This is a genomic window from Arthrobacter sp. Z1-9 (assembly GCF_054792695.1).
The window spans coordinates 2,701,312-2,724,395 of the sequence record NZ_CP096456.1 but is presented as its reverse complement, the minus strand read 5'-3'; the positions used below and the strand labels follow the sequence as shown (position 1 = coordinate 2,724,395).

22 protein-coding genes are annotated in these 23,084 nt (G+C 65.3%); 13 read left to right on the top strand and 9 right to left on the bottom strand.

The features are described 5' to 3' along the window. Positions 1 to 75 precede the first annotated feature (75 nt). Both M1D93_RS12585 and M1D93_RS12580 read left to right on the top strand, forming a co-directional pair. Positions 76 to 483, top strand: a complete 408-nt coding sequence (locus M1D93_RS12585) for a chorismate mutase (protein WP_461171864.1) — start codon at positions 76 to 78, stop codon at positions 481 to 483. Continuing rightward, positions 480 to 1,553, top strand: coding sequence for a uroporphyrinogen decarboxylase/cobalamine-independent methonine synthase family protein (locus M1D93_RS12580; RefSeq protein ID WP_461171863.1), 1,074 nt, complete (start codon positions 480 to 482; stop codon positions 1,551 to 1,553). Before M1D93_RS12585 ends, M1D93_RS12580 begins: the two co-directional genes overlap by 4 nt. A 5-nt stretch (positions 1,554 to 1,558) precedes the next feature. Here M1D93_RS12580 and M1D93_RS12575 read toward each other — a convergent pair whose 3' ends face one another. From M1D93_RS12575 to M1D93_RS12550, 6 genes are read right to left on the bottom strand one after another with little or no spacing between them, the layout of a single operon-like run. Next, entirely contained in the window at positions 1,559 to 2,272 is a 714-nt protein-coding gene (locus tag M1D93_RS12575; RefSeq protein WP_461171862.1) for a DUF4166 domain-containing protein, read from the bottom strand. 40 nt (positions 2,273 to 2,312) lie between these two features. Continuing rightward, entirely contained in the window at positions 2,313 to 3,605 is a 1,293-nt protein-coding gene (locus M1D93_RS12570; protein ID WP_461171861.1) for a DUF58 domain-containing protein, read from the bottom strand. Beyond that, a complete protein-coding gene (locus M1D93_RS12565) occupies positions 3,605 to 4,597 on the bottom strand; it encodes an AAA family ATPase (RefSeq protein ID WP_461171860.1) in 993 nt (330 codons plus the stop codon). Before M1D93_RS12565 ends, M1D93_RS12570 begins: the two co-directional genes overlap by 1 nt. Then, complete coding sequence (locus M1D93_RS12560) at positions 4,594 to 5,793, bottom strand: DUF4350 domain-containing protein (protein WP_461171859.1); 1,200 nt, start codon at positions 5,791 to 5,793, stop codon at positions 4,594 to 4,596. Before M1D93_RS12560 ends, M1D93_RS12565 begins: the two co-directional genes overlap by 4 nt. Further along, positions 5,790 to 6,455 carry a DUF4129 domain-containing protein gene (locus M1D93_RS12555; RefSeq protein WP_461171858.1) on the bottom strand — a complete coding sequence of 222 codons (666 nt, stop codon included), beginning with the start codon at positions 6,453 to 6,455 and terminating at the stop codon, positions 5,790 to 5,792. The genes M1D93_RS12560 and M1D93_RS12555 overlap by 4 nt, the downstream gene beginning before the upstream one ends. After that, positions 6,445 to 7,494, bottom strand: coding sequence for a DUF7847 domain-containing protein (locus M1D93_RS12550; protein WP_461171857.1), 1,050 nt, complete (start codon positions 7,492 to 7,494; stop codon positions 6,445 to 6,447). Before M1D93_RS12550 ends, M1D93_RS12555 begins: the two co-directional genes overlap by 11 nt. Before the next feature lie 228 nt (positions 7,495 to 7,722). Here M1D93_RS12550 and M1D93_RS12545 point away from each other — a divergent pair, with 228 nt between their 5' ends. The 8 genes from M1D93_RS12545 to secA all read left to right on the top strand — a co-directional run bounded on the left by M1D93_RS12545 (position 7,723) and on the right by secA (position 18,331). Then, on the top strand, positions 7,723 to 7,905 hold the full coding sequence (locus M1D93_RS12545; protein WP_461171856.1) for a hypothetical protein: 183 nt from the start codon (positions 7,723 to 7,725) through the stop codon (positions 7,903 to 7,905). Positions 7,906 to 8,090: 185 nt separating this feature from the next. Next, positions 8,091 to 8,765 (top strand): MtrAB system response regulator MtrA, encoded by a 675-nt coding sequence (mtrA, locus tag M1D93_RS12540; protein ID WP_163162297.1) that lies wholly within the window; start codon positions 8,091 to 8,093, stop codon positions 8,763 to 8,765. 136 nt (positions 8,766 to 8,901) lie between these two features. Then, positions 8,902 to 10,653 (top strand): MtrAB system histidine kinase MtrB, encoded by a 1,752-nt coding sequence (gene mtrB / locus M1D93_RS12535; protein ID WP_461175008.1) that lies wholly within the window; start codon positions 8,902 to 8,904, stop codon positions 10,651 to 10,653. Next, positions 10,650 to 12,368, top strand: coding sequence for an LpqB family beta-propeller domain-containing protein (locus M1D93_RS12530; protein WP_461171855.1), 1,719 nt, complete (start codon positions 10,650 to 10,652; stop codon positions 12,366 to 12,368). Before mtrB ends, M1D93_RS12530 begins: the two co-directional genes overlap by 4 nt. An 82-nt stretch (positions 12,369 to 12,450) precedes the next feature. After that, the gene (locus M1D93_RS12525) at positions 12,451 to 13,374 is read left to right on the top strand and encodes a ComF family protein (protein WP_461171854.1); all 924 of its coding nucleotides are present in this window, start codon (positions 12,451 to 12,453) and stop codon (positions 13,372 to 13,374) included. A 144-nt stretch (positions 13,375 to 13,518) separates the two neighbouring features. Further along, entirely contained in the window at positions 13,519 to 14,244 is a 726-nt protein-coding gene (hpf, locus tag M1D93_RS12520; RefSeq protein ID WP_461171853.1) for a ribosome hibernation-promoting factor, HPF/YfiA family, read from the top strand. A 32-nt stretch (positions 14,245 to 14,276) separates the two neighbouring features. Next, positions 14,277 to 15,491: a winged helix-turn-helix domain-containing protein gene (locus tag M1D93_RS12515; protein WP_461171852.1), complete on the top strand. Its 1,215-nt coding sequence runs from the start codon at positions 14,277 to 14,279 to the stop codon at positions 15,489 to 15,491. Between the two features lie 101 nt (positions 15,492 to 15,592). Next, positions 15,593 to 18,331 carry a preprotein translocase subunit SecA gene (secA, locus tag M1D93_RS12510; RefSeq protein WP_461171851.1) on the top strand — a complete coding sequence of 913 codons (2,739 nt, stop codon included), beginning with the start codon at positions 15,593 to 15,595 and terminating at the stop codon, positions 18,329 to 18,331. Positions 18,332 to 18,459: 128 nt separating this feature from the next. On the opposite strand, the gene M1D93_RS12505 is transcribed toward secA, so the two are convergent. Together M1D93_RS12505 and M1D93_RS12500 are read right to left on the bottom strand one after the other, a co-directional pair. Next, positions 18,460 to 18,954, bottom strand: a complete 495-nt coding sequence (locus M1D93_RS12505; protein WP_461171850.1) for an Rv3235 family protein — start codon at positions 18,952 to 18,954, stop codon at positions 18,460 to 18,462. A gap of 54 nt (positions 18,955 to 19,008) precedes the next feature. Next, positions 19,009 to 19,959: a LysM peptidoglycan-binding domain-containing protein gene (locus tag M1D93_RS12500; RefSeq protein WP_461171849.1), complete on the bottom strand. Its 951-nt coding sequence runs from the start codon at positions 19,957 to 19,959 to the stop codon at positions 19,009 to 19,011. Positions 19,960 to 20,098: 139 nt separating this feature from the next. On the opposite strand from M1D93_RS12500, the gene M1D93_RS12495 reads away from it, so the two are divergent. Then, positions 20,099 to 20,668: a hypothetical protein gene (locus tag M1D93_RS12495; RefSeq protein ID WP_461171848.1), complete on the top strand. Its 570-nt coding sequence runs from the start codon at positions 20,099 to 20,101 to the stop codon at positions 20,666 to 20,668. 58 nt (positions 20,669 to 20,726) lie between these two features. Here M1D93_RS12495 and M1D93_RS12490 read toward each other — a convergent pair whose 3' ends face one another. Beyond that, on the bottom strand, positions 20,727 to 20,942 hold the full coding sequence (locus M1D93_RS12490) for a helix-turn-helix domain-containing protein (protein ID WP_045729765.1): 216 nt from the start codon (positions 20,940 to 20,942) through the stop codon (positions 20,727 to 20,729). 147 nt (positions 20,943 to 21,089) lie between these two features. Between M1D93_RS12490 and M1D93_RS12485 the strand changes: the two genes are divergently transcribed. Further along, on the top strand, positions 21,090 to 21,734 hold the full coding sequence (locus M1D93_RS12485) for a hypothetical protein (RefSeq protein ID WP_461171847.1): 645 nt from the start codon (positions 21,090 to 21,092) through the stop codon (positions 21,732 to 21,734). After that, positions 21,731 to 23,038 carry an AAA family ATPase gene (locus tag M1D93_RS12480; protein WP_461171846.1) on the top strand — a complete coding sequence of 436 codons (1,308 nt, stop codon included), beginning with the start codon at positions 21,731 to 21,733 and terminating at the stop codon, positions 23,036 to 23,038. The genes M1D93_RS12485 and M1D93_RS12480 overlap by 4 nt, the downstream gene beginning before the upstream one ends. The last annotated feature ends 46 nt before the right edge of the window (positions 23,039 to 23,084 follow it).

Genomic DNA, 23,084 nt, shown 5'->3' with positions numbered 1-23,084 from the left:
TAAGCGCCGGTGCCGGATACCGGCACCGGCGCTTAACACCCGGTCGAAACGGGAGCCCTCCCATAGACTTGAACCATGACGCAGCACAACCTCCACGCTCCTGACTCCGGTGACTACGACCCCTCCGCCAGTTCCCTGGCCGGCCAGGTGGACAACTCGGTGATGGCTGAGCTGCTCTCCATCCGCTCCAGCATCGACAATATCGACGCCACCCTGGTCTATCTCCTGGCTGAGCGCTTCAAGGCAACCCAGAAAGTCGGATTCCTCAAGGCCACCCACCGGCTGCCGGCAGGCGACCCGGGGCGCGAGGCGGCTCAAATCGCACGGCTGCGCAGGCTGGCCGAAGACGCCCATCTGGACCCTGCATTCGCGGAGAAGTTCCTGAATTTCATCATCGGTGAGGTCATCCGGCATCACGAGGCGATCGCCGAAGACCATGAGGCGGCCTCGGGACAGCACCCGCAGGCATCAGCACTCGCGTGAGGACCGGAGAACGGCACGAAGCCGGTCCCGAAGCCGCGAGCGGGAACCAGGCGCTTCCGCGGGAGGTAACGGCCACCGGACTTGGGCCCTGGCCGGGCGAGGATCCGGTGGAGGCGGCAAAGATCATCCGGGGCGAGCTGGGCAGCCCCCATCTGCCATTCCTCGCCGAGCTGCCGGACCGGGGCGTCGGTTCAGATGCCGTGGGGCGTACTGCTTGCCTCCTCGAGGAGTTGGCGGTGGACGTCCAGCCCTACGGTTGGCGGCTCGTGGACCGTCCCGGCAAGGACTTCCGCCGCGCTGCCTCGGCCCTTGCCACTGACATCAACATCCTGGCCGACGTCGCCGGTGCGGAAGAGAAGCAGGCTGCCGAGGTGAAGGTCCAGCTGGTGGGGCCGATGAGCCTTGCGGCCGGCCTCCACCTGCACAACGGCGAGCGCGCCCTCATCGACTACGGTGCCCGGCGGGACCTCGCAGCTTCACTCGCTGCCGGCGTCGGCACTTATCTTTCCCGGGTCTCGGCAGCGGTTCCAGGTGCCCGGCTGGTGGTACAGGTGGATGAGCCCGACATCGCAGCTATCCTGGCCGGCACGATTCCCACCTCCAGCGGTTACCGCACACTGCGTGCCGTTCAAGCCTCCGAGGCGCGGGAGTCCTGGCGTATCGTTTTGGACGCTTTACGGGCCGCAGGCGCCGTCGAGATCGTGATTGCTGTTCCGGAAATTGAGGCGCCCTTCGAGCAGATCCTCGCGGCGGGAGCCGACGGCATCGCTGTTCCGGTGAAGGCGCTGACCGCCCGGCAATGGGAGCAGCTGGCCGGGGCCGTGGAATCAGATAAACGTCTGTGGATCGGGGCCGTGGACTTGGCGGGGAACTCCCTGCCGAGGGTGTCTGACTGCGTCGAGGCGGTACGGCGCCCCTGGCACCAGCTGGGCCTGCTGGTGACGGCCCTCAGCACTGTGCGCGTGACGCCCTCCGCAGGTCTCGCCGGCCGCAGCCCGGCTGACGCTACGGCAGTCCTGGGCCGGCTCACGCAGCTCGCTGACGGGCTGAACCAGCTGGCGCAGGGCTAGGAGCGTCAGACCCGGTTTTCCCAGCGGTCCGGCTGCGCGTACCGCGGCAGGAAGCTCTGCGCGGCGCTCCCGCCGGTGTAGGCGCGCAGCCTGTAATCGAAGCTGCCGGCATAGACCAGCACCAGGCCGATCTGCGGCTGGATCACCTTGACCTGGATGCGGTGCTTGCCGTTGCTGCCTTCGGCCGGGTCCCACCACTGTTCGGCATAGGCTTTGGCGTCCAAAGCTGCGGGCAGGGGGATCCGGAGGGGACCCAGGAAAAGCCGTGAAGCCTCGGAAACGCCGCGGAGCCGTCCCTCTTCCGTGACGCTCAGGTTCAGGTCAGTCACCAGCCGCCGGTACCTCCCCACGTAGTCAACCAGCCGGGTGGCGCCGTCGGGGCGGGCCACGCTGGTGGTGTCCTGGAAGATCCGCGTTCGCCCCGGGAAACGGATTTCCCGCCGCGCGGTGAGGCTGGAGCGGCCAAAGGGATCCTGGTGGGCGTGGTTTTCGATCCGGAACGGAATGTTCTCCCCATACTCCGGAAAAAAGGCCTCCTCCCCGCCGGTCAGCCGCAGCAGCGGACGCAGCCAGTCCTGGCGGCAGCCCACAACGTCGAACGTGCCCTCGCCCACGCCGTAACGGCCACTGCCCGGCGCCAGGGCAAAGTACTCCTGCAGTTCGGGCTGCAGCCGGCTAAAGTCCGATCCCAGGGCCTGCTGGTAGATCGGTAGGTTCATGGGGGACCTCCTCGTGAGGGCACGGACAGCGATAGGGACTTCACAATCTACCTGCAGCCTTGAGCCTGATGTACATATCCGCCAGCTGCGGCGGGAGCTCCTGCGGCTCGGCGTCCACCACTTCCACGCCATGCTGCCGGAGTTCGGCGGTGACCGCTGCGCGCTGCAGAAGCGCGCGTTCGGCGGCAGCGGCGCGGAAGACACCGGCTGCACTGTCACGTTCCCGCAGCATCGTCCCGAGCTGGGGGTCCCGGACGGAAGCCACCACCACCACGTGCTGGCGTGCCAGCCGCACCGCCGTGGGAATGAGGCCCTCCTCAGGTGCGCCGCCCTCCAGCGAGGTCAGCAGCACCACCAGGGACCGGTGGGCGGACACAGCGCGGACCTGCCCCGGGATCGCGGACCAGTCCAGTTCGATCAGTTCGGCTTCCAGCGGAGCCATCGCCTGGACCAGCTGGCCGAGGAGATTGCCCTGCCCGGCAGATCCCGCCCTGGCCCGGGTCCGGCGGTCAAAGGCCAGGAAGTCCACCCGGTCGCCGCCCCTTTCCGCAAGGACTCCCAGCAGGAGGGCCGCTTCCATGCCGGTATCCAGCCGGGGCTCGTCGTCGATCCTTGCTGCCGAGGTCCTGGACGTGTCCAGCACCACCACAACGCGCCGGTCGCGTTCCGGCCGCCAGGTGCGCACCACTACGGCAGACCGGCGGGCCGTAGCCCGCCAGTCTATGGACCGGACGTCGTCGCCGCGGACGTAGTCACGCAGGGAATCAAACTCGGTGCCGGCACCCCTGATCTGGACGGCGGCTTTACCGTCGAGCTCGCGGAGCTTGCGCAGTTTGGACGGCAGGTGCCTGCGGGAGTTAAAAGGAGGCAGGACCCGCAGTACGCCGGGGCAGCTGACGGTCCGCTGGCGGGCTGCCAGCAGCAATGGCCCGTAGGAGCGGACGGTGACGTGGGGGGCCTTGAGGTCTCCGCGCCTGGCAGGCTGCAGCCGCACAACGGACCGCCGGCCTTCGCCGGCAGGAACGTCGATGTCCTGGATGGGATTTTGGGCCCCAGCCGAGGGTTGCCAGGCATCACGCAAGGTTCCGCGCAACCGGCGCCGTCCATCGTTGCGGACAGTAAGAACAGAGTTCGCGGTCCCATGCAGCGTCACGTTGCCGGGCTCCCGGCGCACCACCCGGACGTGGCGGAGCGAACCGGCGAGGGCCAGGTCCACGGCTGCCAGGGCAAGCAGGCAGCCGGCCACGAGGCAGACCGTTCCCCATCCGGGCATCAGCAGGACCGGCACCAGGCCCAGCAGCACCAGCACCACAAAGCGCCCGGAAATGGCCATCAGCGCGGTACGGCTACGGAAGCGAGGATGCTGGCCAGGACGTCGTCCACCCGCACCCCGTCCATCTGCGCTTCAGGCTGCAGCATCACCCGGTGCCGCAGGCAGGGCAATGCCAGGGCCTTGACGTCGTCCGGGGTGACAAAACTCCGGCCGGACAGCCACGCCCAGGACCGCGACGTGTTCAGCAGGGCGGTGGCACCGCGGGGTGAGACGCCCAGGTGGAAGGACGGCGCCGAGCGGGTGGCCCGCGCCAGGTCCACGATGTACGCAATGATTTCAGGCTCGACTGCGACGGTGGCCACCGCCTGCCGGGCCCGCTCCAGGTCCGCCGCACCTGCCACCGCCCGGACACCGGCGGCTGCAAGGTCACGCGGATCGAAGCCGAGGGCGTGGCGCCTGATGACTTCGATCTCATCCCGGCGCTCCGGCAGCGGCATGGTGAGCTTCAGCAGGAAGCGGTCCAGCTGGGCCTCGGGGAGGGGATAAGTGCCCTCGTACTCCACCGGGTTCTGGGTGGCGGCAACAAGGAAAGGTGAGGGCAGCGGGCGGGAAACACCGTCCACCGAGACCTGCCGCTCCTCCATGGCCTCGAGCAGCGACGCCTGCGTCTTGGGCGGGGTCCGGTTGATTTCGTCGGCCAGCAGGAGGTTGGTGAACACCGGCCCCTCCCGAAAGGAGAACTCGGAGCTGTGGGAGTCGTACACGAGGGACCCGGTGACGTCTCCCGGCATCAGGTCCGGGGTGAACTGCACCCGTTTGGTGTCAAGGCTCAGGGCTGCGGACAACGCCCGCACCAGCAGGGTCTTGGCCACACCCGGCACACCTTCCAGCAGCACATGCCCCTGAGACAGCAGGGCAATCAGCAGGCCGGTGACGGTGGCATCCTGCCCCACCACTGCCTTTGCCACCTCATGACGCACGTCCAGCAGCGCCTGCCGGGCGGAATCATGGGTACTGTCAAGGACCCGGGGGCCGCTGCCTTGTTCGCTCATCGGCTACTGACCTCTTTCTCTAGGGTGTCCAGTTCCTGCGACCAGGCCACAAGCCGGGCCTCGCTGCGGGGACGTTCGTTGAGGAGTTGTCTGATGTCCTGCGACGGCCGGTCCAGGAACCGGGCCGTCGCTTCCGCCGTGTCGTCCGCGGTGGCACCTGGCCCCAGCCGCAGCTTCCGGGCCAGCCGCACCAGCGTGCCGGCCCGAAGGTTGTCCCGGGCTTGTTCGATTGCATGCGAGTCGTGGTACAGCCGGGCCCTGCCCTCTGCAGTCTCCACAGCCTTGACCACCACGGGCAGCGGCTCGAAAACCAGCGGCCCGTGACGCCGGCCCCGCCAAAGGATTGCCGCCAGTGCCACCAGGGCGAGCCAGAGGCCGAGGAAACGGGCCCAGTCCGGTGCGAGCTCATCAAGTGTTTGCGGGGAACCGGACGTATCCAGGTCGGCCACCGAGGGCAGGTACCAGACCAGGTCCGGCGAAGTGCCCAGGGTCCGGATGGCGAGGGCGGCGTTACCCAGCTCATCGAGCCGTTCGTTGCTGAGGATCGCCGTGCTGCCCAGGACCGAAACGTGCCCGTCGCCGCTTACCGCCAGCAGCCCGGCGGCGGAGCCCGTGGGCCGGTAGCAGGACGTCCCGCCGTCGTACACGAAGCCGTCCTCGCCGGAGACTGCACCCGCAGCTTCCGCATCCGGAAGCGCGCAGCCGGGTTCCAGTACGGACGTTGTCTCGGGCACCACGCCGGCCTGGCTGATCCCGCTGTCCAGCGCGGCAAGTGTCTGCAGCCGGGGCGCAACAACCACCACGCGCTCCACGGCCCCGGACAACTCGCGCAGCCGGGAGTCATCCAGGAACCCGTCCGGGTCGTACAGCAGGAGGGTGGGGGAGTCCGCGCCGGCCAGGGCGGCCATCGCGCCTTCGAACGTATCGGCGCCCCGGACATCAACCCCGTAACGGCCCAAAATTTGGGCGACAGCCCGTGCCCCCTCCGGTCCGGGGTTTTGGACGGACAAGGAAACGCCGTCGCCCTTCGGGGCGAGCTGTCCCCAGACAACCAGCACCAAGGCCACGGCAACGACTGCTCCCAGGGCAGCAAGGGCGCGGTGCCGGCGGAGCCACCGGAACAAATTCCTGCCGGAAATCCTGGTTTCGGCGCTGGCCCCCTCCGTGCCCGCAGCTTCGGAAACGATCGGGGTCACGGCAGCGCCGCCCGATCCTGCTGCCGGGCGTCATCCTGCTGGTCCACGCTCCTGGCGGGCTTCATCGCCTCAAGAGTGTGATCGAGGGTGGCGATTGCCTGGTAGTCAGAACTGCCCGCCGTCCAGTTTCCGTAGCGGACTGCGTCGAAGGTCCTGGCGGCCTGCTCGAGGCGTGCCGCTTCGACGGGGAACGGGACTGACAGGGCGAGGACCACTTCATCAGCGGTCCGGCCCGGCTGCGGATCAAGGACTGTACGGTCTTCCGCCGACCGGACCAGCGCGCGGAAGCGGTCGACGACGGCGTCCCCCCACTTGCCTGCCGCTGCCGCGGCCTCCGCACGGTGCCGGTAGTCGGAAGCTCTCAGTTCACTGTCCGGTTCGAAGACCTGCTTGCGCTGCCGCGTCTTCGGGTTCAGGCGGGGCCGGGCCAGGAGCACGGCGACGGCAATGATGACCGCAATAACGATGCCGATGACCGGGCTCGGCACAGGGCCCGCTTCACCGGCGGGCCCGTCCAGGGACAGCAGCCAGTCCAGGAAACTTCGCCACAACGAATCCAGCCAGCCGGGCTCGGCGTCCCGGTATTCGGACTTGGCGAGTTCCTCCGCTGCCCAGCGCCGGGCTTCCTCAGCCCCCGGGAGCACCGGAGGTTCAGCTGACATGCGGCCAGGCTCCGCCGGGGCCCGTCCCGGGAAGAGGGCCCGGCCCTGGGGCAGTCATCCCGCGTCCGGGGATTCCTTCCGAATCGGCACCGGTTTCCAGCAGGCGGAGCAAGGCAATGTCCAGCCCGTCCTTCCGCATTCGGAGATCCATGTAGATCAACGCCATCACCGACGTTTGGAAGGCATAGCCGACGGCGCCGATCAATGCACCCAGGACGGCCGTGGCCACGCCGACTGCAATGGCGATGGTTACCTCCTGCTCAGTCCCGCCATGCGGGGAGATAAAACCGCCAAGGAAGGTGGGCAGCAGGCTCACCGGGATCATCACCACTTGCCCGATGATGCCCACCATGATGGCCACCACCAGGGTGATGCCGAAGATCCGCCACCAGTTGGCGCGGGTGAGTGCCCAGGAGCGGCGCAGGCCATCGAGGGCGCCAAGTTCTTCAATGACGACGGCGGCAGGGGCCACCATCAGCTTGATATAGAGCCACACGAACACGGCAATAAAAGCAGGCACCAGGGGAATGAGCAGCAGGGCTCCCGCGCCTTCCATGCCGGCAACCAGCCCCACGGCGGCCGCCGCCAGGACCAGGAATCCGAGCAGGACCGCCGCCATAATCAGCGCGGCCAGGCGTACCAGCGCCCAGGCCCGTGACCGTGCCAAACCCCACATCTGCCTGAAGCCGGTGGGGCGGTTGAGGAGGGACCGTGCCACCGGCACCACCATTGCGCCCTGGAGTACGGCTGAGATAAAAAGCGTCAGGACAAGAACCAGGAGGATGGCGGCCAGAAATCCCAGGCCGAGGGAAGCAAGATCGGCGGGACTGGCGCTCTCCGCCCACGCCTCGAAGGAGACCAGGGAAGTGGCTGTTACGGCCGTGATCACCGCGCCGAGGATTGCTGCGAGGGATTGCGCGAGAACGGCGGCGCCCAGCATGGCCCTTGCGTTCCGCCGGATCGTCTGGAAGGAACCGTCCAGGATTTCACCGAACATCAAGGGGCGCAGCGGGACGATGCCGGGTTTGGGCGGGGCCACGTAGCGGGGCTGGCCGTAAGGCGGCTGGCTGTAGGGTTGCTGGCCGTAAGGCGGTTGGCCTAACTGCGGGCCCTGGTAAAGAGACTGCGGCGTGCCCCACTGCGGCTGCCCTGGCCCGGATCCCCAAGCGGGTGGCCCGCCCCACTGGGACTGCCCGCCCCACTGAGGCTGCCCGCCCCATGCGGGCGCGGCACCCCAACGTGGCTGGTCATTAGGGGGAGGCGCGTCATGAGGGGGAGGCGCGGGCTGAACGTTCGGGCCCAAGCCGGGTCCGCCGTCGTCGCCGTCGTCGCTGGCATTGTTGCGGGCGCCCGGGCTGCCGTCAGCGCCGGGGCCTTTGCTGCCGGCGCCACCGCCTTCCGCGGGCGTGTGCCAGCCCTGGGGCTGGTGCGCGCCCGGATCCTGTTGTGACACCCGTGTTCCTTCCCCCTGTACCAGTGCCTCGCTGCCGCCGCCCGGGCCGCAGCACACGGATAGGCGCCGGGACGTCCGGCATGGCTCCAGCCTATAGTTCCGCAGGCGGGCCACCTAGCGTTTTCGCCATGCCGCAGGGCCCTGAACAGGACAAAGCCTGCCGGATAAGGGAATATATAACTATGAAGGCACGCATTCTGGTGGTAGACGATGACGAAGCGCTGGCCGAAATGATTGGGATTGTTCTTCGCAATGACGGCTTCGAGCCGGTCTTCTGCGCCGACGGCGCCAAGGCGCTTGACGTTTTCCGCTCATCCAGGCCGGACCTTGTGCTGTTGGACCTTATGCTTCCCGGCGTGGACGGCATCGAGGTTTGCCGGCAGATCCGCGCGGAGTCGGACGTGCCCATCGTGATGCTCACTGCCAAGGCAGACACCTCCGACGTCGTCCGCGGCCTGGAATCGGGAGCTGACGACTACGTGCCCAAGCCGTTCAAACCGGCCGAACTGGTGGCACGCGTCCGTGCCCGGCTTCGGCCCGGTGACCAGAAGGCCCCGGAAACCCTGAAGATTGCGGACATCACCATCGACGTCGCGGGGCACACCGTCAGCAGGGGCAATGAGCGGATCTCCCTGACGCCATTGGAGTTCGACCTCCTGGTGGCCCTTGCCCGCAAGCCGTGGCAGGTATTCACCCGCGAACTGCTGCTCGAGCAGGTCTGGGGCTACCGCCACGCCGCGGACACGCGGCTGGTCAATGTGCATGTCCAGCGCCTTCGGTCAAAAATCGAGCAGGATCCGGAAGCTCCGGAAGTCGTATTAACGGTGCGTGGTGTCGGCTACAAAGCAGGGGCCTGACCCCGCAGTTCCCAAGGGGGGACCTGCCAACGCGCCCGCTGCCGGAAACTCTCCGGAATCCCACGGCGGGCCTGAACGGCCTGAGCCCCATAAGGCCCCGGAGCACACCGACGCCGTAACAGCCGGCTTCCAGAGGCTGTCCTTCCGCGCCCGGATCTGGCAGCGCCGTACCCTGATTGTCACCCTGCGCGTTGCCCGGCTGGTGCGAACAGGAATTCGGCGGTTCCTTCCGGCGCTCCGCTATCTTGGGCGTGCCCTGCACCGGCGGTGGCGCCGGTCGCTGCAGTTCCGCACGGTCCTCACCACCCTGATGCTCGCGGTCACCTCGTTTGCCGTGGTGGGCGCGTACTTGTCCAACCAGATCGCGAACAACCTGTTCCAGGAGCGGCTGACCCAGGCCGAGTCGGAGACCCGCTACAACGTCAAGCAGGTACAGGAAACGTTCGACGGCGCCCAGGTCACCGATCAGTCCAGCGTGATCACCCTGGTGTACGACACCCTCAATGCGGTGGAGGGCCGAGGCTCGGTCATCCAGCGGAGGTACGTCTTCGAGGCCATGCCCGAACAGACCAAACCCCGCAACCGGTGGGTAGAGTCACGGGCGTCGGACCAGCTGACCGTCAGCGTTATTCCGCCGGAACTGCGTAAGGCCGTGCAGGAGTCGGGGAAGGACCAGTACTGGGCCTCCACCGTGATCCCGGTGGGGACCGAGGACCGTCCCGGCATTGCTGTGGGCAACAAAGTGACCTTCAACGGCACCGTTTACGAGTTGTACCTTATATACGATCTGAACACAGCCCAGCAGACGCTCGACGAGATCCAAAGCGTGTTGTGGGCAGGAGGTGCCGTGCTGGTCCTGATGATCGGTGCCATCGCCTGGTACGTCACCCGTAACGTCGTCAGTCCGGTCAGCCACGCGGCGATGGTGTCCGAAAAACTCGCGGCCGGCCAGCTGCAGGAGCGCATGGTGGTCCGGGGCGAGGACGAAGTGGCCCGCCTCGGCGCCTCCTTCAACCACATGGCAGCCAGCCTCCAGGAGCAGATCACCCAGCTGGCCACACTGTCCCAGATGCAGCAGCGCTTCGTGTCCGACGTCTCCCATGAACTGCGGACTCCGCTGACAACGGTGCGGATGGCCGCGGAAGTGCTCTACGACGCCCGCGAAGAATTCGATCCCATCAACAAACGCTCCGCCGAACTCCTGTACAACCAGGTGGAGCGTTTCCAGTCCCTCCTCTCGGACCTGCTGGAGATTTCCCGCTTCGACGCCGGTGTGGCCATGCTGGATGCTGAACCGGAGGACATCCTGCAGGTGGTGGCCCACGTCATTGAAGGTGCGGCCCCCGTGGCAGCCGAATACGGCTCTGAAATCATCCTCAGCGCCCCCGGCGGCGGCATCATCGTTGAAATGGATGCCCGCAGGATTGACAGGATCCTTCGGAACCTCATCCTCAATGCTGTGGAGCACGGCGAGGGCAAGCCCGTAAGGGTCACGGTGGCAGCCAGCCAGACCGCCGTCGGGATAGCAGTCCGGGACCACGGCATCGGCATGACCCCGGCTGAAGGCGCCCGCGTCTTTGACAGGTTCTGGCGTGCAGACCCTGCCCGCGCCCGCACCACCGGGGGCAGCGGCCTTGGCCTGTCCATAGCGATGGAGGACACCAAGCTCCATAAGGGCTGGCTCCAGGCGTGGGGCAAAAAGGGCAACGGGGCGAACTTCCGGCTGACTCTGCCACTTCGCCAGGGTCAAGAGATCGACAAGTCGCCGGTCCAGCTGGAGCCCAATGACATCACGCTCCCCGATGAGGCGGATAACAAAAACATGGTGGTGCTGGAAGCCGGCGGAGCGGCCTTTGCTCCCGCGTCGACGTCGAAGGAGACCCCATGACGGGCTACGCCCTGCGCCGGGCAAAGCCGGTGGCTTTACTGCTGGTCCTGCTGGTCGTTGTGCTGGCCGCCTGTGCCCGCATTCCCACCTCCGGTCCGATAGGCAAAAGCAATGAGGGCAGCGCGGGCAACCTCAGCGCACCCGTGTTCCTGCCGGCGGCGCCGCAGGCAGGCGCCACACCCGAAACGATCATTGACTACTTTTACCGGGCGGGCAGCGGTTACGAGGACGACTACGCCGTCGCACGCCAGTATTTGACCCAGGCGTCATCCGTCTCCTGGAAGCCGGACCAGCGGGCCCTTGTGTACCGGGAAGCGCGGGTGGTGGCGGGTGAGGCCGAAAATGTCTACAACTACGAGCTTGACGTCGCCTACACGGTCGATGCCGACGGCATCGCCACCCAGTCACCAAAGGGTACTGTCGAGAAGATCCCGGTGACGGTCACCCAGGTGGACGGGGAATGGCGGATCTCCGACCTTCCGGACGGCACAGCCATTGCTGAAGAAACGTTCAAGGTAATCTACGGTGCCTACCCCATCTACTTCTATGACCCCAGCTTCACGTACGCGGTGCCTGATGTCCGCTGGTTCATCAAGAACAAGACCGTCAAGGCGATGACCAGTGCGCTGCTGGCCGGGCCTGCCCCCTACCTCCGCGGTGCGGTGGTGAGTGCCTTTCCCTCGGGCATCAAGTTGGCCCGGGAGTCGGTGCCGGTGGTCTCAGGCGCGGCACAGGTGGACCTGACAGCCAAGGAGCTCACTGAAACCTCGCCCGAAGACCGCCTCCGGATGCAGATGCAGCTGACCCTGACATTTCGCAGCCAGCCGGATGTGGTCAACGTCGAGCTGCGCGCCAACCAGGACCTGGTCCGCGTGGAGGACAACGGCTCCGTCCTGCCGCCGTTGCTGGACAAGAGCGTGCCCGCACGCCAGATTGCCGTCAGCGGCAACGACCTGGTGCGCTACGAGAACAATAGGGTGTCGCCGCTGCCGGATATGCAGCCGGTATCTTCCCTCAATCCGCGGTTCCCCGCAGAATCCCCGGTGTCGCAGACCGCGGCCTTCCTCAACGAAAGCCGCACCACCCTGTACAGCATCAATCCCGGCCAGCCGGCACGGGCATTGACCACGCGGAGCACACTGACCCGCCCCTCCTTCGGTCTGAGCGAATGGGTGTGGTCTGCAGGGCCGGGAGCTTCAGGGGAAACCGAAGTTGTTGCTTACCGCCCCACCGGCGTGGCCGAGGGAGCCACCGTACCGTCGGTAACACTGACGCCTGCCTGGCTGGCGGGACGAACCGTCAAGGACTTTCGGATCTCGCGGGAAGGAGTCCGGGCGCTGGTGATCTCCGAACAAAACGGGAAGATCCGCGTACAGGTCAGCGGCATCATCCGGGCCGGGGACGGAACACCGCGGGAACTGACACCGCCTGTTACCCTGTCCACCGACAGCGAACCGGACCAGGGCGTGTGGGTCAGCGACACCACCGTGGCCGTGATGAAGGGGGCCGCGGCGTCCAACGTCACCCCTGAGCTGCTGTCCCTCACCTCGGGGCAGCCGCAACAGCTGGCCCCATGGCCCGGCCTGGTCGCACTCAGCGCCGGAAACGGCCCTGAGGAAATCTATGCGCAGTCCGCGGAGGGCGTCTTCCAGCGACTCGGAAACGGCTGGTCGCCGCAGATCAAGGGACCCATCGACCCTTCGTTCCCCGGCTGATTTGCCGTTTCCCCTGCGGCCGTTGTCCACATAGACGGGAAGCGGCCTGTCCTCGGAGGGCAGACGGGCAGATCCTTGTCCGGTGAGCAACAGATCCATCCCTGAAGCCGGGCCGGGAAGAAGGCTGCGGCTGGACCCGGACCTTGCACCCGCAGCAGAACGGTCCGCCTCGCACCGCTCCGAATATCAGGGCGCACTCCTGCGCCTGATGGACAACGCGGCCGGGGCTGCCGCCGACCTCCTTGCGCTTGCTGTTCCGGTTGACTGCGTGTGCTGCGGAGCCGAAGACCGGGCCCTCTGCGTTCAATGCGACCGCCACATCCGCCGCCTGACGCGCGACCCCTTCCGGGCCGAAAGCGGAGCCCCTGCCCTGATGGACGTTGGCGGGACCGTGCTGCTGCCCGTCGTGGCTGCCGGTGTTTACCGGGAGGAGCTCGCCCAGGCCCTGCTGTCCTTTAAACGGCACGGCCAGTATCCACTCAGGAGCAGTCTGGGGCGGGCGCTCGCCGGTGCTGTCCGTTCTGCCGCAGCCGGAATGGAAGTCGGCTGCCTGGTCCCGGTGCCGAGCAGCAACGCTGCCTTCCTGAAACGCGGTTTCAGCCCCGTCAACCTGCTCCTGCGGGAGGTGTCGCGCCACGTGCCTGGACTTGCGGTGCAGGACGTGCTGGGAAAGACCAGGACGGGCGGCCTGCAGCTGCCCGGAGGGCAAAAAGGCCTGGACCGCGGCGGCCGCGCAAAGCGCGTACGGGGCTCCATGCAGGTCCGCCACCGCGGGCGGAACCAGGTTCCCGGACAACGCTGCATCATCGTCGACGACGTCCTCACCACCGGCGCAACACTCGCGGAAGCAGCGCGAGCGCTGCACCTCGCAGGTGCAGTAGTGACTGGCGCAATTGTGCTGGCTGCGACACGCCCAACCGATTCTTCAGGCTCCGGCGCCACATCCGCCGAAGGCCGGGGAAGGGCGGGTGACTTAGAAAAAAATAAACCAGGAAAGGATGAATAACGGAAGGCTATGAACTAACGTCGGTGGTGGGTACCAAGAACAGAATGTACCTGTCGATGGCGGCTCGGAGAGGGGCTTGACTGTCAAACAGATCGGCCCAGGGAAGTGCTGCCGTCGTGTCACCGAAGTCATTTGGAGGGCACCATGGAGTTTATGATCAGCGGACGAAATCTGACAGTTTCAGACCGGTTCCGCGAATATGCCGGGGAGAAGATATCAAAGATCGAGTCGCTGGGGGACAAAGTCCAGCGGGTTGATGCAAAGGTTTCCAAGGAGACCAGTTCCCGGCAGACCGGCGACCAGCTGACCGTTGAGGTGACAGTTCTGGGCAGGGGACCGGTGATCCGTGCCGAAGCGAGCGCCGCCGATAAGTTCGCTGCATTCGACCTCGCGTACAACAAGCTCCTTGAGCGGCTCCGCCGCGCCAAGGACCGCAAGAAGGTCCATCACGGACGGCACACCCCTAAAGCTGTCCGCGAAGCAACCGCCGCGCTGGAGCCTGCCAGCGCCCACGAACCGATCTATGTCGAGGCGAGCCACCGGAACGAAACCGCGCCGGCCCCCGCGGAGAAGTCTCCCTATGAGGTTGACAATGACATCCCGGCCGGTGATTCCCCGGTCCTGATACGGCGCAAGGTCTTCCCGGCCGCCTCGCTTTCCCTCGACGATGCCGTGGACAACATGGAACTCGTCGGTCATGATTTCTACCTTTTCGTGGATAAGGCTACGAATACGCCGTCCGTCGTGTACCGGCGCCGCGGCTGGACCTATGGGGTCATCACCCTCGACCACGAATGCGAACCGGGTGACACCGTCGTTGAAGAAAAAGTAATCGCGTACCGAGCGGACGACGCAGCAGCCAAGGCCTAGGATGGTGAACACCATCCACAGAGAGGACTGATGTGCCGGCGACGCTGAGCCTGGACCAGGCCCGGCGGATTGCTCTGGCAGCACAGGGACTCGACAAAGGACGGCCCGCCGGCCCCGTGACATCACGGACGGTGGGCCGCACCTTTGCCCGGCTCCAGCTCGTCCAGATCGATTCCGTCAATGTCCTCGCCCGAAGTCACTTCCTCCCTTTCTTCTCCCGGTTGGGGAACTACGACCGCAGCATCCTCCAGCGGATGTCGGGTACCCATCCGCGGCGCATGGTGGAGTACTGGGCGCACGAAGCCAGCTATATCCGCCCTGAACACTTTCCCGACCTCCGGCTCTGGCAGAAAAGGGCATGGGTAGGCGCCGCCGGTATGGACCCGGCTGTGCGGGCAACCATCTCCGCCAGGATCCTGGAAACGCTCGTTTCAGCCCGCCCCATGACTGCTGCTGAAATAGCGGCGAGGATTGGCCACGTCGAGGAAAAGCAGGCGGTCAATTGGGGCTGGAACTGGAGTGCCGTCAAGCGGGTACTGGAACACCTGTTTGAGGAGGGCCTGGTTTCGGCGGCTTCCAGGACTGACCAGTTTGAGCGCAAGTACACGTTGACTGCCAAGGTGCTGCCGGGCGTGCCCCTAACAGGGGAGCGGGAAGCTGGTCGCGCTCCTGCGCTGAACCGCCTTATTGACGCCGCCGCCCAGGCACACGGCATCGGAACGGTGAGGTGTTTCGCCGACTACTTCCGAACGCCGGTCAAGGCCGCAGGCGCATCCGTGGAGCAGTTGGTGGCTTGCGGGAGGCTGGAGCGGGTGCAGGTGGCCGGCTGGAACCGTGAGGTGTTTCGTCACGTGAAGGCCACGCTTCCACGCAGTGCGTCCGGCCGTGCCCTCCTGAGCCCGTTTGATTCCCTGGTCTTTGAACGCCGCAGGCTGGAAGAACTGTTTGGCTTCCACTACCGCATTGAGATTTACACACCTGAGCACAAGAGGCGCTATGGGTACTACGTGCTTCCCTTCCTCCTGAGGGACAGGATTGTGGCGCGGGTGGACCTGAAGGCTGACCGCACAGGCGGGAAACTGTTGGCCAAGTCCGCCTTCGCCGAGCCGGACGCTCCGCTGGACACCGCCGTCGAACTCGCCGCCGAGCTTCGCTTGATGGCGGACTGGCTCGGACTTCGTGACGTGGAGGTAGGTTGCCGCGGCGATCTGTCCGGGGCCCTTGCGAACGCTGTTGCCGGCTTGTAGCCCGTATCCGCTCTGAGGGAACAAACGGGGCCCGGGGCTGTGTCTCTCCCGTAGACTAAAAACGCCAGAATTCAGCGGCATAGGACTGGGAGCATCTTCACGTGGCATCACTTATCGAAAAACTTCTCCGCACCGGTGACAAAAAAACGCTCCGGCAACTGCGGAACTATGCCGACTCCATCAATGCCCTGGAAGATTCGTTCAAGACCTTCACGGATGCCGAACTCCGCGAGGAAACGGACCGGCTGCGCGAACGCCACCAGGATGGCGAGAAGCTTGATGACCTGCTTCCCGAGGCCTTTGCCGCGGTCCGGGAAGCGGCCTCACGGACCTTGGGGATGCGCCACTTCGACGTTCAGCTGATGGGCGGCGCAGCCCTGCACCTGGGCAACATCGCGGAAATGAAGACCGGTGAAGGCAAGACCCTGGTGGCAACTGCTCCTGCCTACCTCAATGCGCTCACCGGCAAAGGCGTCCACGTCATCACCGTTAATGACTACCTGGCCGAATACCAGTCGGACCTCATGGGCCGTGTCTACCGATTCCTAGGCCTGACCAGCGGCTGCATCCTCGCGAACCAGGACCCGGCGGTGCGGCGCCACCAGTACGCCGCGGACATCACCTACGGCACCAACAACGAGTTCGGTTTCGACTACCTGCGCGACAATATGGCCTGGGACAAATCCGAACTGGTCCAGCGCGGGCACAACTTCGCCATCGTTGACGAAGTCGACTCCATCCTCATCGATGAAGCCCGTACCCCGCTGATCATTTCCGGTCCTGCCCAGGGCGACACCAACCGCTGGTACAGCGAATTCGCCAAGGTGGTCACGCGGCTCCAGCCGGAGAAGGACTACGAAGTCGACGAAAAGAAGCGCACCGTCGGTGTCCTGGAAAGCGGCATCGAGAAGGTCGAGGACTACCTCGGTATCCAGAACCTTTACGAATCCGCCAACACGCCCCTCATCGGGTTCCTCAACAACGCCATCAAGGCCAAGGAACTTTTCAAGCGGGACAAGGACTACGTCATCCTCGACGGCGAGGTGCTGATCGTTGATGAGCACACCGGCCGTATCCTGGCCGGCCGCCGCTACAACGAGGGCATGCACCAGGCCATCGAGGCCAAGGAAGGCGTGGAGATCAAGGCCGAGAACCAGACTCTGGCCACCGTAACGCTGCAGAACTACTTCCGTATGTACGGCAAACTCTCGGGCATGACCGGAACTGCCGAAACCGAGGCAGCGGAATTCATGAGCACCTATAAGCTCGGTGTGGTTGCCATTCCCACCAACCGCGACATGCAGCGGATCGACCAGTCCGACCTGGTCTTCAAGAATGAAACGGTCAAGTTCGACGCCGTCGTGAAGGACATTGCCGAGCGGCACGAAAAGGGCCAGCCGGTCCTGGTGGGCACCACGAGCGTGGAAAAGAGCGAGTACCTGTCCCGGCTCCTGGCCAAGGAAGGAATCCGCCACGAAGTCCTGAACGCGAAGAACCACGCCCGGGAAGCAGCCATCGTGGCGCAGGCAGGCCGGAAGAGCGCCGTCACCGTGGCAACCAACATGGCTGGCCGCGGTACGGACATCATGCTTGGCGGTAATGCCGAATTCACTGCCGTGGCGGAGCTGGCGAAGCGCGGCCTTGATCCGGAAGAGAACTCCGAGGAATACGAATCGGCCTGGCCGGCCGCCCTTGAAGCTGCCAAGCAGTCCGTCAAGGACGAGCACGAGGAAGTTTTGGACCTGGGCGGCCTGTACGTGCTGGGTACCGAACGGCATGAGTCGCGCCGCATCGACAACCAGCTGCGCGGCCGTTCCGGCCGCCAGGGCGACCCCGGCGAGTCCCGTTTCTACCTTTCGCTGACTGACGACCTTATGCGGCTCTTCAATTCCGGCGCTGCGGAGCGACTGATGAACAGCTCGGTGCCGGACGACGTTGCGCTGGAATCCAAGCTCGTCTCCCGTGCCATCGCTTCCGCGCAGGGCCAGGTGGAGGGCCGCAACGCCGAACAGCGCAAAAACGTTTTGAAGTACGACGACGTCCTCAACCGGCAGCGTGAGGCCATTTACGGTGACCGGCGCCGCATCCTTGAAGGCGATGACCTGCACGAAAAAGTGCAGTTCTTTATCGAGGACACCATCACGGCCCTCATCGATGCAGCCACGGCCGAGGGCAACGGCGACGACTGGGACTACAACCAGCTCTGGACCAACCTCAAGACGTTGTATCCGGTCAGCGTTACAGCGGACGAGATCATCGAGGAAGCCGGCGGCAAGTCCAGGCTTACGGTTGAGTTCCTGAAAGAGGAACTGCTGTCCGATGCGCGGCTGGTTTACCAGGCCCGGGAGGAGGCTCTCGGCGCGGAGAGCATGAGGGAGCTGGAACGCCGCGTTGTCCTGTCAGTGATTGGCCGCAAGTGGCAGGAACACCTTTACGAGATGGACTACCTCAAGGAGGGGATCGGCCTGCGCGCGATGGCACAGCGTGATCCTCTTGTTGAGTACCAGCGTGAGGGATTTACCCTGTTCCAGAGCATGATGGAGGCCATCCGGGAGGAAAGCGTAGGATTCCTCTTCAACCTCGAAGTGGAAGTCACCCCTGCCCAGGACGTCGTTGTCGAAGACGCACAGGGCGGACACACAGAGCACGTCGAGCCGCAGGTGCGGGCCGCCGGGCTGGAAGCCCCGAAACAGCCTGCCCAGCTGCAGTACACTGCTCCCCGTGAGGATGGCGGCACCCAGACCCGCGTGGAAACCCGGTCCTCCGGCCGCTCAGGTAATCCTGCAAAGGCGGCGGCACAGGACGCAACGAGGCGATCTGCCAAGAAGAAGAAGCGCTGACACGCAGGTTGCAAAAAACCGATTATTGAATGAGGGGCAGGGCCGGGGCATCGTTCCCCGGCCCTGCCTGCGTCTGCACGTGAATCTGCATGAGCCCGTCACTGCCCTGGTTCTCTGCTGCAGGCCCGTCAGCCAATGACAAGCTCAGTCACCCGCCACACCTGCTTGCCCCGCTCAAGCCGGACCGCTACAGCCCGCGCACGGGCATCGTCCACTACAACGGCGCTGGCTTCGTAAATGCCGTCCGCCACTTCGCAAACGCGGACCGAGCGGACGATGGAATTCCGGTGCAGCCGGGCCAGCGCGGGGTTGCCCGTCCGGGTGATTTCGCGCCGGATCAGGCAGGCGCGGTGCTGCAGGGCTGCCAGGCATCGGGGATCAAGCCGCCGCGCCAGCTGGTGGACGGGGCGAATACCCGCAAGCACTTCCATGGCCGCCTGGACGGTACCGCGGGCGACCGCTCGTACTTCTGACAACTCATCGACCGGACGCAGGACCGGAGGTGCCCCGGCCTGGCCTGGAGGGGGAATCCTGGTTGGGGCCGGCGGCGGAACCTTCCTGATCACCGGGTTCCCCGTCCTCCCTGGCACTTCGACGGCTCGGATAGGTGTGGCTGCGCTCATGTGCTTTTCCTTTGGTAGTGGCTGGGGTTATGGATAACTTGAAGGCTGCCGCCGTTAATGGGCTCCGGAGGGCGGTTGAAGAATTTGTCCCGGGAGCAGCACGTCGGGATTTTGGCCGATGATTGCCCGGTTGGCCTCGTACCAGCGGGGCCAGTGCATGGCGATCTCCACATCAGAGGCCCCTGGTCCCATCGCCTGTGCGGCGATATCCCACAGCGTGTCTCCCGCCAGGACGGTCACGGCACCGGCTTCGCTTCCTGCGTCGTCGGCTGCGCGTGCTGCCGGTGCAGCCAGCAATCCAGGGCTGGCCACCGGGGCAGCGGGCTGCCAGCCCGGGGCTAAGCCCGATGGGGGTGTTGCGGGGTTTTCCCGGCGTTCCTCCACTGACAGAGGTTCCTGCACTGACAGTGAGTCGGTACCGGCGGGTTCCTCAACGGACGGGGAAGGATTGTCCCGCTCTCCTGATATTGCTTGAGCGGGAGCCGCCGCCTGTTGTACTGATCCCGCAGGAGCTGTCTCCGTGGCACCCTCGACTGCCGGAGCCTGCCCCATGAACTCCTGAGCTTCGCTCCCGGTATCCGAAGGGGCCGACGCAACACGGCCCTGCGTGGGCGTCCACTCCGGTCCGGGCACCGTCACGGCGGCATGTGCGGCCGGACCGGACAGCAGCTGCAACGAAAGCCCAGCCAGCACCAGCCGCTGCATTAGGGCGGGCGAAAGTTTCCGGGTCACTGCCGCCGCGCGGATCCTGCCGGTGCGCTCCAAAATTGCAGCGGCTCCCGCGAAGACAAATGCGAGGCACCACCAGCTGACCAGGGCGGCCCCGCCGGCGGCCGCGGCTGCCCCAAGGAGGTGCTCCGGATGAAGTCCCTGCTGCCGGGCGGAAGACTGCTGCCATTGCTCCATGATCCCGGAACCTGCGGCGTAAAGAAGGGCACCCAGCAGCAGGATGGCAGCCGCGTTGATGGCGTCGGTGGATCGCCGGGGTCCTGCTGGTGTCGTCATCGTTGTTCCTTTGATGCAGTTTGATGCTGTTTGGCATCAATAGAGCAAGTTTCCTCCTCTTGTTCTTTGTTTGTCCAGACGCTGGAGCGAAAAAGTGCTGGTCATTGACCCGTTGAAGCCTTAGCCCTACGCTGGCCGGATGCGCTGGGATGCACTTTTCACCGACCTCGAAAGCCAATTCGCGGAAGGGGACCGACAGGCCCTTGATTCCGAGATCAATGAGCGGGCACGGGCGGAAATGGTGGGCCTGGAACTGGCCGACCGGCTGCGGGCCGTCCTGGGCTGCAGGCTAACTGTTTACCTGGCGGCGGGGGAGTCTTTTTCCGGCACGCTTACACACGCTGGCGGGGAGGCATTAGTGCTGGATGAAGAACAGCACCAGCTGCTCATTCCCTACACAGCAGCGGTGCGCTACGTTGGCCTGGGCCGCCTGTCAGTGGCGGAAAAATCGTCTGTGCGCCGGGCTATTGGGCTCGCGAACGCCCTGCGCGGCATGGCCCGGGACCGAGCGGAGCTGTCGGTACTCACCGGGAACTCCGTCGGACTGGTCCGGCTGGCAGGCGTTATCGACCGGGTAGGAAGGGACTACATTGACCTTGCTGTACTTACTCCCGGCGAAGTGCGCCGCAGCCACCAGGTCAGCCACATTGCGACTATTCCCTTCACGGCACTGGCTGTGATCAGGTCACGGCGGACCAATGAGCTTTAGGTGCCGGCGAACCGCTTGGGCGAGACGGAAAGCGGGAACGCAATTCGCGGGGAGGAAGTCACACCGACTTGGACTTGGATTCCTGGATCATGCGGCTTGCTTCGGCATACCGTTCCTCGATGTACTGCTCAAGCATCTTTTCTTCGACCCGCCATTGGCCGCGGCCGCCAACCTGGATAGCCTTGAGCTCGCCGCTCCGGACCAGGGCGTAGGCGGCTGGAGAGTTGATCTGAAGCTGCTCGGCGACATCTGCAAGCGTGAGAAACCTGGGCATGTATTCATATTGCCACCGGAACGGACAGTTTGCTGTCGTTATCCACAATTTGGTCTTGTTTGAAATTTTGTCTTTTGTTCCTGCGCCGCTGCCGCAACAATGAGGACTCAGCGAGCAGACACGGTGCACCTAGGGGGAGAAACGGTAATGGTTCCTGAGTCATCTGCCACGGCGGCAAGGCTGAAACGACCGTCATGGAAAGACCCCCGCTTGCTGGTAGGAATTCTCCTTGTGCTGGCATCCGTGGCGGGGGTCGTCTTCCTGGTGGCAAGCGCTGACCGGACCACGGAGGTTTACGCGGCCCGCGACGGCATCGCTGTGGGCGAAAAGCTGACGTCGGAGAACGTGGTCCGGGCCAAGGTGCGCCTGGGGGAGACGGAGGCGCAATACATTACCGCCGAGTCCGGACTGCCGGAGAATGTGGTTGCGGTGCAAAGGATCGGCAAAGACCAACTCGTTCCCCGCGCAAGCCTCGGTGCAGTGGACGAACTGGACCGCAAGCCCGTGGCCTTGACCATCGAGGAGACCCTTCCAGCGCAGGCAGTGGCAGGCGCAAGGGTGGATGTATGGGTAGCCCAGCCAGATGCCCGCAACGGCTTCAGCGAACCAAAGCTTCTCCTGCCAGGTGCCGAAATAGCGGAAGTGACCGATGGGTCCACCGCCTTGGGGTCGTCCCGGACCACCGTTCTGATGGTGCTGGTGGAAGACAGCCAAATGCCCGGCCTGCTTGGAGCGCAGGCGAATGAAGCAAAAATTTCAGTGGTCTGGAACCCGGGGGGCGGCGCCCGATGAGTATTCCCGTCGTCACCGTCGGGCAGAGCCGGGAAGATCTGGTCGGCGGGCTGGAACGCCTGCACGGTCCCGTCACAGTGGTCCGAAGATGCGCCGAACTGCCCGAACTGCTGGCCGCGTGCCAGAGCGGGCTGGCGAGGGCAGCGGTGGTTGCCGACGGTTCGGAGGGCCTGACCGCTTCCCTGGTGGACCGGCTTGGAGCCGTTGGTGTCGCCATCATTGCCCTGACCGATTCGGCGGATGAAGCGGCAAGGCTGCGGGGGATAGGAGTGGCTTCTGCCCTGACAGGAGTGGAATCGGCGGTTCTGTCAGACAGGATTGCTGAGGCAGTGGCCCAGCTGACGGGTGGCGGGGCCCGGGACGCACACTGGAGCAGCGCTGCCGACCCGGGCGCTGCCCTCAACCCTGTCCCGGCGGAGCCACCAAGCAGCCCGGAGGAGCCAGGGCCAGGGCGGATCATCGCGGTTTGGGGCCCGGCCGGGGCTCCAGGACGGACCGTCCTTGCGGCGAACATCGCCGGTGAACTGGCCGCCGAGGGAAAGTCCGTTATCCTCGTCGACGCCGACAGCTACGGCGCGAGCATAGCCGCTGTGCTCGGCCTGATGGATGAGTCCGCCGGCCTGGCACAGGCCTGCAGGCTCGCTGACCAGGGCCTGCTGGACGCGGACGCGCTGAAGCGGGTGGCCACACCGGTCGCCACGAAACTCGGTTCTTTCCGGGTCCTCACCGGAATCACCCGCGCGGACCGCTGGACCGAGCTCCGGGCATCCGCCCTTGCCCTGGTCCTGGAACGAGCGAAACAAATTGCCGAGGTGGTTGTGGTAGACACTGGATTTTGCCTTGAGGCTGACGAGGAGCTGAGTTTTGACACCATGGCTCCCCGCAGAAACGCGGCCACTCTGCGCTCCCTGGAGCTGGCTGACACTGTTTACGCTGTCGGCGCCGCTGATCCTGTCGGCGTGCCCAGACTCGTGCGGGGTCTGGCCGAACTTGAGTCTGCCGTTCCACAGACTGCACCCATCGTGGTGATGAACAAAGTCAGGGCCTCCTCGGTGGGCCGTAGCCCGGAGCGGCAGCTGAGGGATGCATGGCAACGATTCGGGCCGGCGTCCGAACTGAAGGCTTTCCTTCCGGAGGACAGCGCAGCGGCAGATGCGGCACTGCTGCGAGGGTCGCTGCTGCTGGAAGCGGCACCCGAATCGCCCCTCCGCCGTGCCATCGCAGAACTTGTTTGTGCACACGCCCAGCAAAAAACCAAAACCTCTGTATTTTCTTCCACAGCAGGGCGCAGGCTAAAAGGCTAGGCTCGCCGTAAGAGCTGCAAGGAAGCAGCAAGAATCTTGTGATGGA

Coding starts and splice junctions, on each gene's coding strand:
- M1D93_RS12585 (WP_461171864.1), top strand. CDS start 76: ATGACGCAGCACAACCTCCACGCTCCTGACTCCGGTGACTACGACCCC.
- M1D93_RS12575 (WP_461171862.1), bottom strand. CDS start 2,272: ATGAACCTACCGATCTACCAGCAGGCCCTGGGATCGGACTTTAGCCGG.
- M1D93_RS12570 (WP_461171861.1), bottom strand. CDS start 3,605: ATGGCCATTTCCGGGCGCTTTGTGGTGCTGGTGCTGCTGGGCCTGGTG.
- M1D93_RS12565 (WP_461171860.1), bottom strand. CDS start 4,597: ATGAGCGAACAAGGCAGCGGCCCCCGGGTCCTTGACAGTACCCATGAT.
- M1D93_RS12555 (WP_461171858.1), bottom strand. CDS start 6,455: ATGTCAGCTGAACCTCCGGTGCTCCCGGGGGCTGAGGAAGCCCGGCGC.
- M1D93_RS12545 (WP_461171856.1), top strand. CDS start 7,723: ATGAGGGGGAGGCGCGGGCTGAACGTTCGGGCCCAAGCCGGGTCCGCC.
- mtrA (WP_163162297.1), top strand. CDS start 8,091: ATGAAGGCACGCATTCTGGTGGTAGACGATGACGAAGCGCTGGCCGAA.
- M1D93_RS12530 (WP_461171855.1), top strand. CDS start 10,650: ATGACGGGCTACGCCCTGCGCCGGGCAAAGCCGGTGGCTTTACTGCTG.
- hpf (WP_461171853.1), top strand. CDS start 13,519: ATGGAGTTTATGATCAGCGGACGAAATCTGACAGTTTCAGACCGGTTC.
- M1D93_RS12505 (WP_461171850.1), bottom strand. CDS start 18,954: ATGAGCGCAGCCACACCTATCCGAGCCGTCGAAGTGCCAGGGAGGACG.
- M1D93_RS12500 (WP_461171849.1), bottom strand. CDS start 19,959: ATGACGACACCAGCAGGACCCCGGCGATCCACCGACGCCATCAACGCG.
- M1D93_RS12495 (WP_461171848.1), top strand. CDS start 20,099: ATGCGCTGGGATGCACTTTTCACCGACCTCGAAAGCCAATTCGCGGAA.
- M1D93_RS12490 (WP_045729765.1), bottom strand. CDS start 20,942: ATGCCCAGGTTTCTCACGCTTGCAGATGTCGCCGAGCAGCTTCAGATC.
- M1D93_RS12485 (WP_461171847.1), top strand. CDS start 21,090: ATGGTTCCTGAGTCATCTGCCACGGCGGCAAGGCTGAAACGACCGTCA.
- M1D93_RS12480 (WP_461171846.1), top strand. CDS start 21,731: ATGAGTATTCCCGTCGTCACCGTCGGGCAGAGCCGGGAAGATCTGGTC.